This window comes from Stappia sediminis (assembly GCF_009826895.1).
Taxonomy (GTDB): Bacteria; Pseudomonadota; Alphaproteobacteria; order Rhizobiales; family Stappiaceae; genus Hongsoonwoonella; species Hongsoonwoonella sediminis.
Genome location: NZ_WUMV01000003.1, coordinates 523,517 through 536,555, shown reverse-complemented (window position 1 = coordinate 536,555; position 13,039 = coordinate 523,517). Strand labels below are relative to the sequence as shown.

The 13,039-nt window shown below is 61.9% G+C and carries 16 protein-coding genes; 7 read left to right on the top strand and 9 right to left on the bottom strand.

The features are described from left to right. Window positions 1-131: 131 nt before the first annotated feature. From GR183_RS09440 to GR183_RS09430, 3 genes are all read right to left on the bottom strand, one after another. A complete protein-coding gene (locus GR183_RS09440) occupies window positions 132-770 on the bottom strand; it encodes a LysE family translocator (protein ID WP_160775345.1) in 639 nt (212 codons plus the stop codon). Window positions 771-807: 37 nt separating this feature from the next. Beyond that, window positions 808-1,446: a LysE family translocator gene (locus GR183_RS09435; RefSeq protein WP_208999803.1), complete on the bottom strand. Its 639-nt coding sequence runs from the start codon at window positions 1,444-1,446 to the stop codon at window positions 808-810. Window positions 1,447-1,571: 125 nt separating this feature from the next. Then, complete coding sequence (locus GR183_RS09430) at window positions 1,572-2,105, bottom strand: L,D-transpeptidase family protein (RefSeq protein ID WP_160775343.1); 534 nt, start codon at window positions 2,103-2,105, stop codon at window positions 1,572-1,574. Between the two features lie 193 nt (window positions 2,106-2,298). On the opposite strand from GR183_RS09430, the gene GR183_RS09425 reads away from it, so the two are divergent. Then, window positions 2,299-2,982, top strand: a complete 684-nt coding sequence (locus tag GR183_RS09425) for a response regulator transcription factor (protein WP_160775342.1) — start codon at window positions 2,299-2,301, stop codon at window positions 2,980-2,982. Between the two features lie 27 nt (window positions 2,983-3,009). Here the strand turns inward: GR183_RS09425 and GR183_RS09420 are convergent, their stop codons facing one another. Next, window positions 3,010-3,603, bottom strand: coding sequence for a TetR/AcrR family transcriptional regulator (locus GR183_RS09420; protein WP_160775341.1), 594 nt, complete (start codon window positions 3,601-3,603; stop codon window positions 3,010-3,012). Between the two features lie 226 nt (window positions 3,604-3,829). On the opposite strand from GR183_RS09420, the gene GR183_RS09415 reads away from it, so the two are divergent. Together GR183_RS09415 and GR183_RS09410 are read left to right on the top strand one after the other, a co-directional pair. Beyond that, window positions 3,830-4,291, top strand: coding sequence for a (2Fe-2S)-binding protein (locus GR183_RS09415; RefSeq protein ID WP_160775340.1), 462 nt, complete (start codon window positions 3,830-3,832; stop codon window positions 4,289-4,291). A 4-nt stretch (window positions 4,292-4,295) separates the two neighbouring features. Further along, window positions 4,296-6,494 (top strand): xanthine dehydrogenase family protein molybdopterin-binding subunit, encoded by a 2,199-nt coding sequence (locus tag GR183_RS09410; protein WP_160775339.1) that lies wholly within the window; start codon window positions 4,296-4,298, stop codon window positions 6,492-6,494. A 340-nt stretch (window positions 6,495-6,834) separates the two neighbouring features. Here GR183_RS09410 and GR183_RS09405 read toward each other — a convergent pair whose 3' ends face one another. Together GR183_RS09405 and GR183_RS09400 are read right to left on the bottom strand one after the other, a co-directional pair. Next, complete coding sequence (locus GR183_RS09405; protein ID WP_160775338.1) at window positions 6,835-7,215, bottom strand: SpoIIAA family protein; 381 nt, start codon at window positions 7,213-7,215, stop codon at window positions 6,835-6,837. 68 nt (window positions 7,216-7,283) lie between these two features. After that, the gene (locus GR183_RS09400; protein ID WP_160775337.1) at window positions 7,284-8,018 is read right to left on the bottom strand and encodes an NAD(P)H-dependent oxidoreductase; all 735 of its coding nucleotides are present in this window, start codon (window positions 8,016-8,018) and stop codon (window positions 7,284-7,286) included. A gap of 109 nt (window positions 8,019-8,127) precedes the next feature. Here GR183_RS09400 and GR183_RS09395 point away from each other — a divergent pair, with 109 nt between their 5' ends. From GR183_RS09395 to GR183_RS09380, 4 genes are all read left to right on the top strand, one after another. Continuing rightward, window positions 8,128-9,024, top strand: a complete 897-nt coding sequence (locus GR183_RS09395) for a LysR family transcriptional regulator (protein WP_160775336.1) — start codon at window positions 8,128-8,130, stop codon at window positions 9,022-9,024. A 78-nt stretch (window positions 9,025-9,102) separates the two neighbouring features. After that, complete coding sequence (locus tag GR183_RS09390) at window positions 9,103-9,858, top strand: DUF1194 domain-containing protein (RefSeq protein ID WP_244313659.1); 756 nt, start codon at window positions 9,103-9,105, stop codon at window positions 9,856-9,858. A gap of 18 nt (window positions 9,859-9,876) precedes the next feature. Beyond that, window positions 9,877-10,767 (top strand): YghX family hydrolase, encoded by an 891-nt coding sequence (yghX, locus tag GR183_RS09385; RefSeq protein ID WP_160775797.1) that lies wholly within the window; start codon window positions 9,877-9,879, stop codon window positions 10,765-10,767. A gap of 320 nt (window positions 10,768-11,087) precedes the next feature. Next, the gene (locus GR183_RS09380; RefSeq protein ID WP_160775335.1) at window positions 11,088-11,297 is read left to right on the top strand and encodes a cold-shock protein; all 210 of its coding nucleotides are present in this window, start codon (window positions 11,088-11,090) and stop codon (window positions 11,295-11,297) included. 86 nt (window positions 11,298-11,383) lie between these two features. Here the strand turns inward: GR183_RS09380 and GR183_RS09375 are convergent, their stop codons facing one another. From GR183_RS09375 to GR183_RS09365, 3 genes are all read right to left on the bottom strand, one after another. Continuing rightward, window positions 11,384-11,971, bottom strand: coding sequence for a GNAT family N-acetyltransferase (locus GR183_RS09375; protein ID WP_160775334.1), 588 nt, complete (start codon window positions 11,969-11,971; stop codon window positions 11,384-11,386). A gap of 116 nt (window positions 11,972-12,087) precedes the next feature. Next, window positions 12,088-12,360 (bottom strand): NIPSNAP family protein, encoded by a 273-nt coding sequence (locus GR183_RS09370; RefSeq protein WP_160775333.1) that lies wholly within the window; start codon window positions 12,358-12,360, stop codon window positions 12,088-12,090. Between the two features lie 231 nt (window positions 12,361-12,591). Further along, window positions 12,592-12,876 (bottom strand): GIY-YIG nuclease family protein, encoded by a 285-nt coding sequence (locus GR183_RS09365; RefSeq protein ID WP_160775332.1) that lies wholly within the window; start codon window positions 12,874-12,876, stop codon window positions 12,592-12,594. Window positions 12,877-13,039 lie beyond the last annotated feature (163 nt).

Below are 13,039 nucleotides of genomic sequence, written 5' to 3'. Positions count from 1 at the left end.
TTCGAAAATTCGCCATTGCGGGCACTATATGGCGGAAAACGCCGCGATTTTCCAGTGCCGCATAAGAAATGACGGACGATATTCCGCCATGGTCAATGGCGCGGCGAAATATTCGAAACGGTTTTTCGCATTCAGGTCCTGGACGTCAGCAACTTGTAGCTGGCGAAACAGAAAAAAGTGCCGAGGCCGGCTTCGATCCATCGCCGCGCGCGCGCATAAAACCGGATCATCGGACCGGTGGAAAAGGCGACGGCATAAAGCTGATGCGCAATAATCGACATCGACCCTCCCACCGCCATGATTATCCCGCCGACCCACCACGGCGAATCCGCGCTCACGCCAAGCGACATGATCGCGATCCACACGAGAACGGCCTTCGGGTTCGTCATGACGACCAGGAACCCGCGCCGGAAATAAGCGTTTCGGTTCGCCGTTGACGTCGTCTCAAGAAGCTCCAGCGGCTTCGGGTTCGCTGCCGAGCGGAAGGCCTTGAACGCAAGCCAGAGCAGATAGGCGGCACCGGCGATTTTCAGCGCTGTTATCGCGGAAGCATAGACCGTAAGAAGCCCGGCAAGACCCGCCCAGGCAAGCGTCGCCCAGATGCAGGCGCCAAACCCTATGCCGTAGGCGAGTGCCTTTCCCGCCGCGCGTCCCGCGCTCATCGACGTGCCGATGACGGAAAGAATGTTCGGCCCCGGCGTCATCAGGCCCAGCGCCGTTGCGCCAAGCGCAAGCAGGATACCGGGCAGGTAGGCGGTCACATATTCCATTTCACGGCTCGCTGCTTGTGCAATCCGGAGGGTGCGATCAGATCTTCGATGTCAGCAGCTTGTAGCTCGCGAAGCAGAAGAACGCGCCGAGCCCCGCCTGAATCCAGCGCCTCGCGCGGATGTAGACATTGACGACGGGCCGGGTGGAGAAGGCCACCGCATAGATCATATGTCCCGCAAAGGACATGATCGTCGTGCCCGCCACGATGCTGAGGCCGACCCAGAGCGGCGCGCCCGCCTGCATTCCGAGCGACATGATCGCGATCCAGGCGAGCGCCGCCTTCGGATTGGTCATCTGGATCGTCAGGCCGCGCAGGTAGTATTTCGACGGGCCGCCGGCAAGGTCGAGCGACTTCGCCTCGATGTCATGCGCGGAGGCGGCGGAGCGGAACGACTTCACAGCCAGCCAGAGCAGATAGAACGCGCCCGCCACCTTGATGACGGTCAAAACGGAAGCATAGAGCGTCAGCACGGCGGTGAAACCGCTCCAGGCAAGCAGGCTCCAGAGAAAAGATCCGCTGGCGATGCCCGCCGCCAGCGCCCTGCCCGAGGCTCGCCCCGTACTCATCGACGTGCCGATCACGGCCAGGATATTCGGCCCGGGGCTGAGAAGGCTTACCCCCATGGCGCCGAGAGCGAGAAGAATTCCCGGAAGATAGGTTTGAACGTCGGACAAGGCTTGTCTCCGTAAATTTACGCAAGAATGACGATACGGCAGTTTGTTCCTGATATGTTCCATCCAAGCACAGGTCGGATTTTCGCGAAACTCACAAGAGCTTTATCGGGTCTGGCGGCCTGTCGTCATTCGATTGCCATGATCGTGCCCGGCCCGCAGTGGAGAAGGATTTTCAGCATGTCGCTCCGCGAAACGGCGACGCAGCCTTCCGTTGGAGAATAATCGGGCCGCGCGCAGTGAAAGAAGATCGCGGAGCCAAGCCCCGGCACCGCGGGGCGGAGATTGTGATCGAGTACCACGACCACGTCATAGAGGCCGTCCTCGCGCCACATCTTTTCGTGGCTTGCGGGAAACGGCAATTCCACGGGCCGGTTGTAGCGCGGATGGCTAGGGTCGTCGCACCAGCCGAGGTCGGGCGTGATTTCACTGACCGGCAATCGGGTTGTCGGGCGGCGCAATCGATCCGCGCGATAATAGGCCGAGAGCAGTTCGAAGCATCCGACAGGCGTTTTTCCGTCGCCTTCGCGTTTTCTGATCGCAAGGCCCGATTTTCCGAGCGCACACGGGACCGTGATCGATTCTAAACTGAGCGTGCCCCTCTGCGGTGCGCCTGGCCTTGCCCGAACGGCAAGGACTTCCGCCGTTTTACCGTCCTTCATCCGTCTCACCCTGCGTTTGGCTTCGCATTTCGCGCACTTTCGAACCGATTTCCTGATAACCTTTCGGTAAAGGTCGCGTGAAGAAGAATTGACGAGATCACAGGCAATTGGAGAAGATTTTATCTCGCGCTACCGCCTCGCGAACACTAAGTGTGTCGGCAACCGGTTTAGCCGATCAAAGGGAGTAAAAGCCATGAGCGCGCGGAATATCCTGATCGTCGACGACGACAATGATCTGCGCGAGGCGCTCGTCGAGCAGCTGTCGCTTTACGACGAGTTCGAGACCTTGCAGGCGGACAACGCCACGACCGGCATCAGCGCCGCCAAGAGCGAGCATGTCGATCTTCTCCTGATGGACGTCGGCCTGCCGGATATCGACGGACGCGAGGCGGTGAAGCTTCTGCGCAAGAACGGCTTCAAGGCCCCCGTCATCATGCTGACCGGCCACGACACCGATTCCGACACGATCCTCGGGCTTGAGGCCGGCGCGAACGACTATGTCGCCAAGCCCTTCAAGTTCGCCGTGCTACTTGCGCGCATCCGCGCGCATCTTCGCCAGCACGAGCAGAGCGAGGATGCCGTCTTCACCATCGGCCGTTTCTCTTTCCGTCCCGCACAGAAGCTGATGGTCGACGAGAAGGGCGCCAAGATCCGCCTGACGGAAAAGGAAACGGCAATCCTGAAGTACCTCTATCGCGCGGGCGAAAAACCGGTGACGCGCGACGTCCTCCTGCATGAGGTCTGGGGCTACAATTCCGGCGTCACCACCCACACGCTGGAAACCCACATCTACCGTCTTCGCCAGAAGATCGAGCGCGATCCGTCGAACGCGGAACTGCTGGTCACCGACGCCGGCGGCTACAAGCTCGTCCCGTAATCGTGGCCTTGGCGATCTGGCGGGAAGTCATTCCCGCCCGTAGCTTTTCATGATCATTTCGACGGAACGGTCGACAATTCCCGCCATTTCCTCACGGCTGACCGGCGCGTCGGTAAAGATGCGCGGGTAGAAGCCCTGCGACTTGATAAGCCCGAGGAACTGCTCGGCGGCGAGTTGCGGGTCGGGCGCATGCAGTTTTCCGTCCGCGTTCGCCCGCGCCATGAACTCCTCGAAAACGGCCGTCTTCGTCATGCGGCTGTTCATGTCGGCGGCAAGTTCTGGATCGCGGATCGTCTCGCCCATCACCATGCGCGCCAGTTTCATGAAATCGGGATCGGTCAGGAGATCTCCCTCCGCCCAGGCGAGGCGCTCAAGCTGCGGGCGGATCGGTCGGTCCGGGTCGTAGGCGATCTCGAGTGCCGCGTTCAGCCTGTCGGCAAGGCGCTGGATGATGGCGCTGAACAGCACATCCTTGCTCTCGAAGTGATTGTAGACCGTGCGCTTGGAGACATTCGCACGGCAGGAAATCCTGTCCATGCTCGCGCCCGCATAGCCCTTTTCCTGGAATTCCGCGATCGCCGCGTCGACGATCTGCTTCTGCTTTTCTTCCGAAAGGGCCATTTCTCTCACTCGGGCAATCTGGCTCGGGACGCACCCCGGATGGCGGGCGGCGACATTGAAATGTAAACTTGGCAGTTTACATTAAGCGCATCAGCGCCTAAACTACACTGAATAGTTTACCTTCTTCGAAAGTACGCATCAGATCAACCTGCACTCAGGCGAAGCCGCCAGAACGCAGAAAATTGATCGCATTCAGGATGCTCTAGTCACCGGAGGCTTTCAAGACATGGCTGTCAACGTCACCATCAACGGTGTCGAGCGTTCGATCGACACCGACCCCGAAACGCCCCTTCTGTGGGTGCTTCGCGACGAACTGAAGATGACGGGAACGAAATTCGGCTGCGGCATCGCCCAGTGCGGCGCCTGCACCGTTCACCTCGACGGGTATCCGACGCGTTCCTGCCAGACCTACCTTTCCGACGTCGAAGGCGCCTCGATCACCACGATCGAGGGCGTCGAGGGCAAGGCGGCGGAAGCGGTTCGCGCCGCCTGGCGCGAGCTTGACGTTCCGCAATGCGGCTATTGCCAGTCGGGCCAGATCCTCGCCGCGACCGCCCTTTTGACCGAGACACCGAAACCGAGCGATGAGGATATCGACGCGGCGATGGACGGCAACGTCTGCCGCTGCGCGACCTATGTGCGCATCCGCGCCGCGATCCACCGCGCCGCCGAAACCATGGAGGGCTGAGGAAATGCTGCATCTTCTCGACAAGCCGCTCGCCGCCGCGAAGCCCTCGCGCCGTTCGTTCCTGAAGCTTTCGGCGGGTGCCGCCGGCGGCCTTCTCATCGGCCTCAACATGCCTTATGGGTCCGGTGCGGCGAAGGCGGCGGAAGGGACGGCGGAATTCGCCCAACCCTTCGTCCATATCCGGCCGGACAATAAAGTGGTCGTCATTTCCAAACACCTGGACAAGGGCCAGGGCGCGGCGACGGGCCTTGCCACTCTCGTTGCCGATGAACTCGACGCCGACCGTGCGCAGGTCGAGGTCGAATTCGCGCCCTCCAACCCGGAAGTCTACAAGAACCTCCTCTTCGGCCTTCAGGGAACCGGCGGCTCCACGGCAATCGCCAATTCCTTCCTGCAGTACCGCGAGGCGGGCGCCGCCGCCAAGGCGATGCTGGTCGCCGCAGCCGCGAAGCAATGGGAGGTCGATCCCGCCTCCGTCACGGTCGAAAAAGGCATGGTGAAACACGGCAGCGGCAAGCAGGCGACCTTCGGCGAACTCGCGGGCGCCGCCGCGCTTCAGGACGTTCCGGAAAAGCCGAAGCTGAAGTCGCCGGACGAGTGGGTCTATATCGGCAAGTCCTTCCCGCGCGTCGATACGAAAATGAAAACCGTGGGCGCGCCGTCGACCTACGGCATGGACGTGCAGCATGAGAATATGCTGGTCGCCGTGCTCGCCCGCCCGCCGAAATTCGGCTCAGTGCCGAAAACCTTCGACGCCAGCGAGGCCAAGAAGGTGAAGGGCGTCATCGATGTCATTTCCGTGCCGAGCGGCGTCGCGGTCCTCGCGGAAAGCACATGGCCCGCGATCAAGGCCCGCGATCTGGTAGAAGTCGAATGGGATGAAAGCGCCGCCGAGACGCGCAGCAGCAGCGAGATGCTGGCGGACCTCAAATCCATGACGGGCGAGCCGGGCCTTGAGGCGCATGTTCATGGCGATGCGGAAGCCGGCCTTGCCAATGCGGCGAAGATCGTCGAGGCGGACTACACCTTCCCCTTCCTCGCCCATGCGCCGATGGAGCCGCTCGACGCGACGATCCTCTTCGACGGCAAATCGGCCACCGTATGGACGGGATCGCAACTCCAGACGATCGACCACAACGTGACCGCAGGCGTCCTCGGGCTTTCGCCGGAGAACGTGAAGATCGAAACGCTTTGGGCGGGCGGCTCCTTCGGGCGGCGCGCGCAGCCGGACAGCCACCCGGTCGCCGAAGCCGCACATCTTGCAAAAGCCTGGGCGGATGCCGGCAATGCTCCGCGCCCGATCAAGGTGGTGTGGACCCGCGAGGACGATATCAAGGGCGGCTACTATCGCCCGATGGTCGCCCACAAGGTCAGGGTCGGGCTTGATGCCGATGGCAACCCTCTCGGCTGGCATCACCGGGTTGCGTCGAAGTCGATCCTCATCGGCTCGCCTTTCGAGCAGTTCCTCGTCAAGGAGGGCGTCGACGAAACGACGGCCGAGGGCGTCACCGATATGACGTACACCGTGCCCGGCATCCGCGTCGAGGTGCACAACGCGAAGACCGCCGTACCGGTTCTGTGGTGGCGCTCGGTCGGCCACACCCACACGGCCTACGTCATGGAAACCATGATCGACCGTCTGGCAAGGGAAGCCGGCAAGGATCCGGTGGACTACCGCATGGCGCTCCTGAAGGACGATCCTCGCAAGCTCGGCGTGCTGAAGCTCGCCGCCGAAAAAGCCGGCTGGGGCGATCCGCTTCCGCAAGGGCGTTATCGCGGTGTCGCCGTGCAGAAATCCTTCAACACCTATGTCGCCGAAGTCGCGGAAATCTCCTTCCGCGAAGACGGCACGGTCAAGGTGGAGAAGGTCACCTGCGCGGCCGACTGCGGCATCCCGGTCAATCCGGACAATATCCGCGCCCAGGTGGAAGGCGCGGTCGGCTACGGCCTCGGCGCGATCCTGAGGAACGAGATCACGCTGACGGATGGCGAAGTCGATCAGGCCAACTTCGACACCTACCTGCCGATCCGCATCAGCGATATGCCGCAGGTCGAGGTGCATATCGTCCCGTCGACCGAGGCTCCGACCGGCATCGGCGAACCCGGCACGCCGCCGGTCGGTCCTGCGGTTGCCAATGCGATCGCGGCGGCGAAGGGCGAATGGGTGAGCGAGCTTCCACTCTCGAAGCACGGCCTCGCTTGATTTTTTCGGCCATTATCGCAGCAATAAGGCCGTCCGGGCACTCCGGACGGCCTTTTCGATTTGCACCCCGCGCCGCGTATTTTCATCTGCCCCCTTCGAACCCGGGCAACATTCCGACCACGACTGGCAAGGAATCGTCCCGGAATCAATACATCGGAGTTTCGATTTTGCAGAGGTGGCGCAACCCGCTCTTCACCTCTCCCCGCGAAGTCGGATGTTTCCGACTTCGCCATCTATCTTCCAAACTCGGGAACACCCGAGTTTGGCGGGAGAGGTCGGCGCGCAACGCGCCGGGTGAGGGGGCATATCTTTATCGTTCGCTACGGTTTCAGAAACACCCTCAACCGTTCCCCGCCGTCTCGTCTTCGGTGATCCAGACGCGCGCTTCTTCCGCTTCCGCCTTGGAAAACAGTTTCAGTTCGAAGGGCATGATCGGCCTGATGAAGGCATAGGCCCGCTTCACCCAGTCCGCGTCGGAAACGATGGCGATCCGACCCCAGCTCATCAGGTGGCGCGTGCCGAAAACCGCATCCTCCAGGATCAGCCCCATGCTCGGGTTCGCATCGTCCTCGATCTGGATGAGAACGCGCACCTTGATGTGTTTCGCCATCGCCGCTTCGGCGGCGGGCACGACCGTTTGCACATAGTCGGCGCGCGTTACCTCGCCGCTTGCTCGCACCGCGACCACATAGTCGGGAAAACTCGTCAGATGCTCGATCATGGCTTACCCCTTCGCATGGGACCATGCGAGCATCCTACCCATATTTGGCGATCAGGTGACGGACGGCGTCAAACAGTCATTTCCAGCTTGCGGCCCTCGCCGTCCCAGTCGCCCCAGCCGGGGAAGGAAAGCGGCTCGTCACGCTCTATCGCGCCAAGCCGGGATTCCCAGTTCTCCAGATGCTCCTTCATAAGCGCGTCGAAGTCGCCGTCGTCCGCATAGGAATAGCCATGCCCGGCAACGCCGAAGGCGAGGAATGGCGGCAACACGGAAAATCCCATGTAGTGCAGGGAATAGTGGACCGGCCACAGCAGCCGTTCGATATCGCCGCCGCGCCCGCCCGGCCCCATGGCGGCTGCCGGTGCTCCGGTGGTCAGCGAGACAATGGCTCGCCTTCCCTTGAAATATCCCCGGTCGTAGCGCATGCGGCTGGTGTAGAGCCCGCCGTTGACGAACACCCGGTCCATCCAGCCTTTCAGCATCGCCGGCACCTGGTGCCACCAGAGCGGAAACTGGAAGATCACGAGGTCGGCCCGCTCCAGCCGCTCGATCTCGCGCACCACATCCCCCGGCAGGCTTCCCGCCTCATGGGCATGGCGCTGTTCGGCCAGCGGCGAAAATATCTTCGCATCGACCCTTGATCGATAGTGCCCGCCCCGCTCGACGGGATCGAAGCCTTCCGCATAGAGATCCGACAAGGCGACCTCATGTCCCGCACGCGTCAGGCTTTCGCGCGCGGTTTGCGTCATCGCGCCATTGAACGACGTCGACTCGGGGTGAACGTGAACGATATGCACCTGCATTTGCGGCGGCTCCCGGTTCGGCGGTCAGAATTTGATGAATGTTCGGTGCAGGCTATACCGTTCGTTTTCGGACTATAATTCACAAATTCCGTCGATTGGCCTTGCAAGAATGAACAGCAAACTCGCGTGGGACGACCTGAAGCTGATCCTCGCCATTGCCGATGCCGGCACGCTTTCCGGCGCGGGACGCGTGCTTGGCTGCAGCCACGCGACGGTCTTTCGCCGCCTCGCGGATGCCGAGGCGCGCCTTGGCGTCAGCCTTTTCGAACGTTCGCGTGCAGGCTATTCGCCCACGGCCGAGGGCGAGGAGGCGGCGGAGGCCGCCCGTGCCATCGCCACAAGGGTTTCGGATGTGGAACGCCGCATCGCCGGTCGCGATCTCAGTCCCTCCGGCACGGTTCGCGTGACGACGACGGACACGCTTCTTTCCGGCCTGCTCGCGCCGCTGCTTGCCGATTTCCAGCACGCCTTCCCGGAGATCCGCCTGGAAATCGCGGTCTCGAACGAACTTTTCAGCCTGTCGAAACGCGAGGCCGATATCGCCGTCCGCCCGTCCGACACCCCGCCCGAAACCCTTGTCGGGCGCAAGGCGGGGCGGATCGCGCAGGCGGTCTACGCCGCGCCCGCTCTCGCCACAAAGCTCGAACCGGGAGATGTATTCGCTTCCAGCGGCTGGATCGGGCCGGACGAGCGCATGGCCTATCCCGCCCTGCACCGCTGGTTTTCGGACCAAGGGCTCGACGAAAGGTGCCATTTGCGCGTCGACACCATCCTAGGCATTCACGCTGCCGCGCGCGCAGGCGCCGGGGTTGCCGTCCTGCCCTGCTATCTCGCCGACGATGACAGCGTGCTCCGTCGCATCGGCACGCCCGTTCCGGAGCTCGCGGTGGATCTATGGATCCTGACGCACCAGGACCTGCGCAAGACCGCGCGCATCCGCGCCTTCACGGATTTCATGTTCGAGGCGATATCGAGCCGCCGAGATCGTCTTGCGGGCGTTGCGTGAGAACCTTGCCGGCGGGCTTCGATAATCTATTTGCAGGAATCGCTCCGCCAGGGAAGTCGGTGAGACAGGAGACCGGGAATGATCCATGGGATGTTCGCCCGCCTGACCGCGTTTTTCGCGTGTCTCTTTCTCAGCGCTGCCGCAATCGCGCAGGACGGCAAGACGGTCGACATCGAGCTCGTCCTGCTGGCGGATGCGACCGGCTCCATCGACGATGCCGAAATCCGTTTCCAGCGCGAGGGTTATGCCCGCGCGATCACCGATCCCTCGGTCATAGCGGCCATCACCAGCGGCATTCACGCGCGCATCGCCGTTACCTATGTGGAATGGGGAAGTGCCGAATCCCAGGAAGTCGTCGTCGGCTGGACGGTTGTGGACGGCGAGGCTTCGGCGAACCGCTTCGCGGCCGCCCTTCTGGAGCCGCCACGCCGCGCCTTCGGGCGCAATGCCATTGGCGCCGCGCTTCTTTTCGGCAAGGCGCTGATCGACGGCAACGACATTCAGGGCGTCAAGCGCGTGATCGACCTTTCCGCCGACAGCGCCAACAACTGGAACGGCCCGTCGATCGAGGATGCCCGGGAGATCGTGGTTTCCTCCGGTATCGTCATCAATGGTCTCGCCGTCCTTTGCCGGCATTGTTCGGGGCGTCCTGCCGCCTACAATCTGGAGGATGCCTTCGCCGCGCGGATCATCGGCGGGCCCGGCTCCTTCGTCATTACCGCCGACAACCGCACCACATTCGCCGAGGCCGTCCGCCGCAAGCTGATCCTTGAGATCGCGGGCGAGCCTGGGACCGATAAACTCGCCAAAGTTCAAAACGAGGGAAGAGAATAAATGAACGACCAGACGCCGATACGCCGCAAGACGGCCAAGGATTTTCCGCAAGAACTTCTGGACCTCTACGACTTTTACGCCCACGGCAAGATCACGAGGCGCGAGTTTCTGGACCGGGCGGCGAAATTCACTGTAGCGGGTGTCACCGCCGCCGCTCTCCTCAAGGAGCTTTCGCCGAATTACGCCCTTGCCCAGCAGGTCGCGCCCGACGATCCGGGCATCGTCACGAGCCGCATCACCTATCCCTCGCCGAACGGCCACGGCGAGGTGAACGCCTATCTGGTCCGCCCTGCCGGTATCGACGGCAAGCTGCCGGCGGTCCTCGTCGTGCATGAGAACCGCGGCCTGAACCCCTATATCGAGGATGTCGCGCGCCGCTTCGCCAAGGCGGGCTTCATGGCGATGGCGCCGGACGGTCTCACCTCCGTCGGCGGTTATCCCGGCAACGACGACAAGGGGCGCGAATTGCAGCGCACCGTCGACCGGGAAAAGCTGATGAACGACTTCTTCGCCGGCTTCGAATATCTGCTGAAGAGCGAGGACAGCACCGGCAAGGTTGGCGCGGTCGGCTTTTGCTACGGCGGCGGTGTGGTGAACGCGATCGCTGTTGCCTATCCGGAGCTTGCGGCCGCCGTGCCCTTCTACGGGCGTCAGCCCGCGCCGGAAGATGTCGCGCAGATCGAGGCGCCGCTCCTCATCCAGTACGCGGAGCTCGACGAGCGGGTCAACGCCGGCTGGCCCGCCTTCAAGGAAGCGCTCGACGCCGCCGGCAAAACCTACACCATGCATATGTACGAAGGCGTCAACCACGGCTTTCACAACGACACGACGCCGCGCTACGACGAAGATGCGGCGACGCTTGCCGAAGAACGCACCATCGCCTTCTTCAAGCAGCATCTGACCGACTGACCGACGATTGCCGGGGCGGCGCACCCGCCCCGGCAGGCCGTTTTCGGATGCTTCGTTTTTTTGAAATACGGCGGATAACAGCCGTTTTTTCCGTCTCAAACCACGGTCTATCCGTTACGCGGTGCGATTTTTCTTGTATTGACGCGCGGAACGGCCCATATAGCGCCCATCGATATTTGGCCGGACTACTGGGCCGCGACGCCTCTTTCAAGACGAGTTGCACGTTTCAGACTTCATCCAAGATCGACAAGCCGAAACCGGTTCGTGCAGGCTCTGCGCGTCCTGTTTCACGTGCAAAATCCGTAAAACGAGGTATTCCCATGGATAACGGCACAGTCAAATTCTACAACAGCCAGAAGGGCTTCGGCTTCATTCAGCCCACGAGCGGCGCGAAGGACGTTTTCGTTCACGCAACCGCCCTGGAGCGTGCCGGCATCTTCGGCCTGAACGAAGGCGACAAGGTGAACTTCACGACGCGCGAAGATCCGCGCAGCGGCAAGATTGCCGTCGACACGATCGAACTCGCGTAACGGCGAACTCGCGTAACGGGTTTTCCCGTTCGCCAGTGACCTTTAGAAACCGCGGCAGCTCGCGCTCGCCGCGGTTTTTTATTTGTTTAAAACAGCTTCGTCATCAAGACCCAGTTTTCGCCCTCGTTCTTCCAGTCTTCCTTGACCATCGGGCGGGACGCGATCTCGCGGTAGCCGCAGCGCTCGTATAGCCTGCGCGCGCCGGCGTTTGCATCGGAAACGATGAGGCTCATTCCCGCCTTGCCGAGCTTGCGCCCCGTTTCGTCGGCAAACTTCATAAGCTCGCTGCCGAGCCCGTGTCCGCGATGGTCCGGCAGCACGGCCAGAACGTTCACGTACCATGTGTCGGGGGCGAGGTTCTCAAGCTCCTGCAGAGGCACGAACATCGCCGACATGTCGTCGCCGATGGGTTCCGGCTCATCCGACGTTTCGTAGCCGATCAGGCAGCCGGCGGCCTTCCCGTTGCGCTCGATCATCATCGCGTTTCGATAGGAAAACGAGCCTTCCTCGCGCGCGGCGCGCTTCCTGCCGACTTCCCACGGCGTCTGGTCCGCTTCGGCCATGCCGGCCCAAAGGTAGAGCGGCAGGCCCTCGCCGGCATAGTTGACCAGCTCGGCCAGCACCGTCACATCGGCTTTCGTCGCGGGGCGGATCGTGTCTACGGCAGTCGTCATGGCGCTCTCGTTCCTTGAAGGACTTCAGGCACCGCCAGTTCGGGCGGTAAAACGCCTATTTAGGGTCGAAACGGCAATATGCCTGTGACGCTCTTCACAGAATGCGCAAAGCGGATCTAGCTGGACTCATGCGCGAACCAGATCTGCACGGGGCCTGAAACGCCGAGCGCGCGCATCCTCTCCGCAAGGCCTTCCGAACTCGCGAAAGCCTTCGCATGCTCCAGCGTGTCGAAGTCGTGCATCACTGTGATGTCGTTCGGGTCGTCGGAGGAGCGGTAGACGGCGTGGTCAAGCACGCCCCACTCCTTGCGGAACTCCGTGCCCTTGTCGTACCCGGCCTTCCAGGCATCGAAATCCTTCACGGTATGGCGAACGAACAGACGGATCATTTCGGCCTCCCGGGTTTGCGAGCCATGACCGCGAAATCACTTTTTATGCAAAGGTCGGCTCACATTGGCTACCGCAAGGTAACACATTCGCGCTTTTATCGACGTGGCGATTTCTGCGTTGTCTTGAGAGAAGAAGGGTTTCATCCTTGCGTTGTCCGGCAAAGGTGCCGAAGCGCACAGCATTTCCTTCGTCATTGCCGGGCTTGACCCGGCAACCCATACAGCACCGCATCACGCGAGGCTTTCATAAAGGTCAACCCACTCTGGATTCATCGCCCTGATCAGGTCGACCTTCCATCGTCTGGGCCAGTGCTTGATGTTCTTCTCCCGCTGAATAGCAAGCGTCATCGTGGCATGGCACTCGTACCAGACCAGTTGGTCAACGCTGTATCGGCTGGTAAATCCGGGTATGAGATGGTTGCGGTGTTCATAGATGCGGCGCGAAAGGTCGCTCGTCACCCCGACGTATAGCGTCCCGTTCCGCTTCGAAGCGGTGATGTAGACCCACCCAGCCATATGCGGATGCAACCGCTAATAGGTTGCCGGGTCAAGCCCGGCAATGACGATAGAGAGGTTGCACGCCGCCAACTAACCTCAAGCGTGCCGGCCTCTCGGTTCGTCATGCCCGGGCTTGACCCGGGCACCCAATCAACCGTTCCCTTAACACTCGGAAGTTGCG

Excerpts from the sequence above, each read along its gene's own strand:
- GR183_RS09440 (WP_160775345.1), bottom strand. The coding sequence starts at position 770 with ATGGAATATGTGACCGCCTACCTGCCCGGTATCCTGCTTGCGCTTGGC.
- GR183_RS09430 (WP_160775343.1), bottom strand. The coding sequence starts at position 2,105 with ATGAAGGACGGTAAAACGGCGGAAGTCCTTGCCGTTCGGGCAAGGCCA.
- GR183_RS09425 (WP_160775342.1), top strand. The coding sequence starts at position 2,299 with ATGAGCGCGCGGAATATCCTGATCGTCGACGACGACAATGATCTGCGC.
- GR183_RS09420 (WP_160775341.1), bottom strand. The coding sequence starts at position 3,603 with ATGGCCCTTTCGGAAGAAAAGCAGAAGCAGATCGTCGACGCGGCGATC.
- GR183_RS09415 (WP_160775340.1), top strand. The coding sequence starts at position 3,830 with ATGGCTGTCAACGTCACCATCAACGGTGTCGAGCGTTCGATCGACACC.
- GR183_RS09410 (WP_160775339.1), top strand. The coding sequence starts at position 4,296 with ATGCTGCATCTTCTCGACAAGCCGCTCGCCGCCGCGAAGCCCTCGCGC.
- GR183_RS09405 (WP_160775338.1), bottom strand. The coding sequence starts at position 7,215 with ATGATCGAGCATCTGACGAGTTTTCCCGACTATGTGGTCGCGGTGCGA.
- GR183_RS09400 (WP_160775337.1), bottom strand. The coding sequence starts at position 8,018 with ATGCAGGTGCATATCGTTCACGTTCACCCCGAGTCGACGTCGTTCAAT.
- GR183_RS09395 (WP_160775336.1), top strand. The coding sequence starts at position 8,128 with ATGAACAGCAAACTCGCGTGGGACGACCTGAAGCTGATCCTCGCCATT.
- GR183_RS09390 (WP_244313659.1), top strand. The coding sequence starts at position 9,103 with ATGATCCATGGGATGTTCGCCCGCCTGACCGCGTTTTTCGCGTGTCTC.
- GR183_RS09380 (WP_160775335.1), top strand. The coding sequence starts at position 11,088 with ATGGATAACGGCACAGTCAAATTCTACAACAGCCAGAAGGGCTTCGGC.
- GR183_RS09375 (WP_160775334.1), bottom strand. The coding sequence starts at position 11,971 with ATGACGACTGCCGTAGACACGATCCGCCCCGCGACGAAAGCCGATGTG.
- GR183_RS09370 (WP_160775333.1), bottom strand. The coding sequence starts at position 12,360 with ATGATCCGTCTGTTCGTTCGCCATACCGTGAAGGATTTCGATGCCTGG.
- GR183_RS09365 (WP_160775332.1), bottom strand. The coding sequence starts at position 12,876 with ATGGCTGGGTGGGTCTACATCACCGCTTCGAAGCGGAACGGGACGCTA.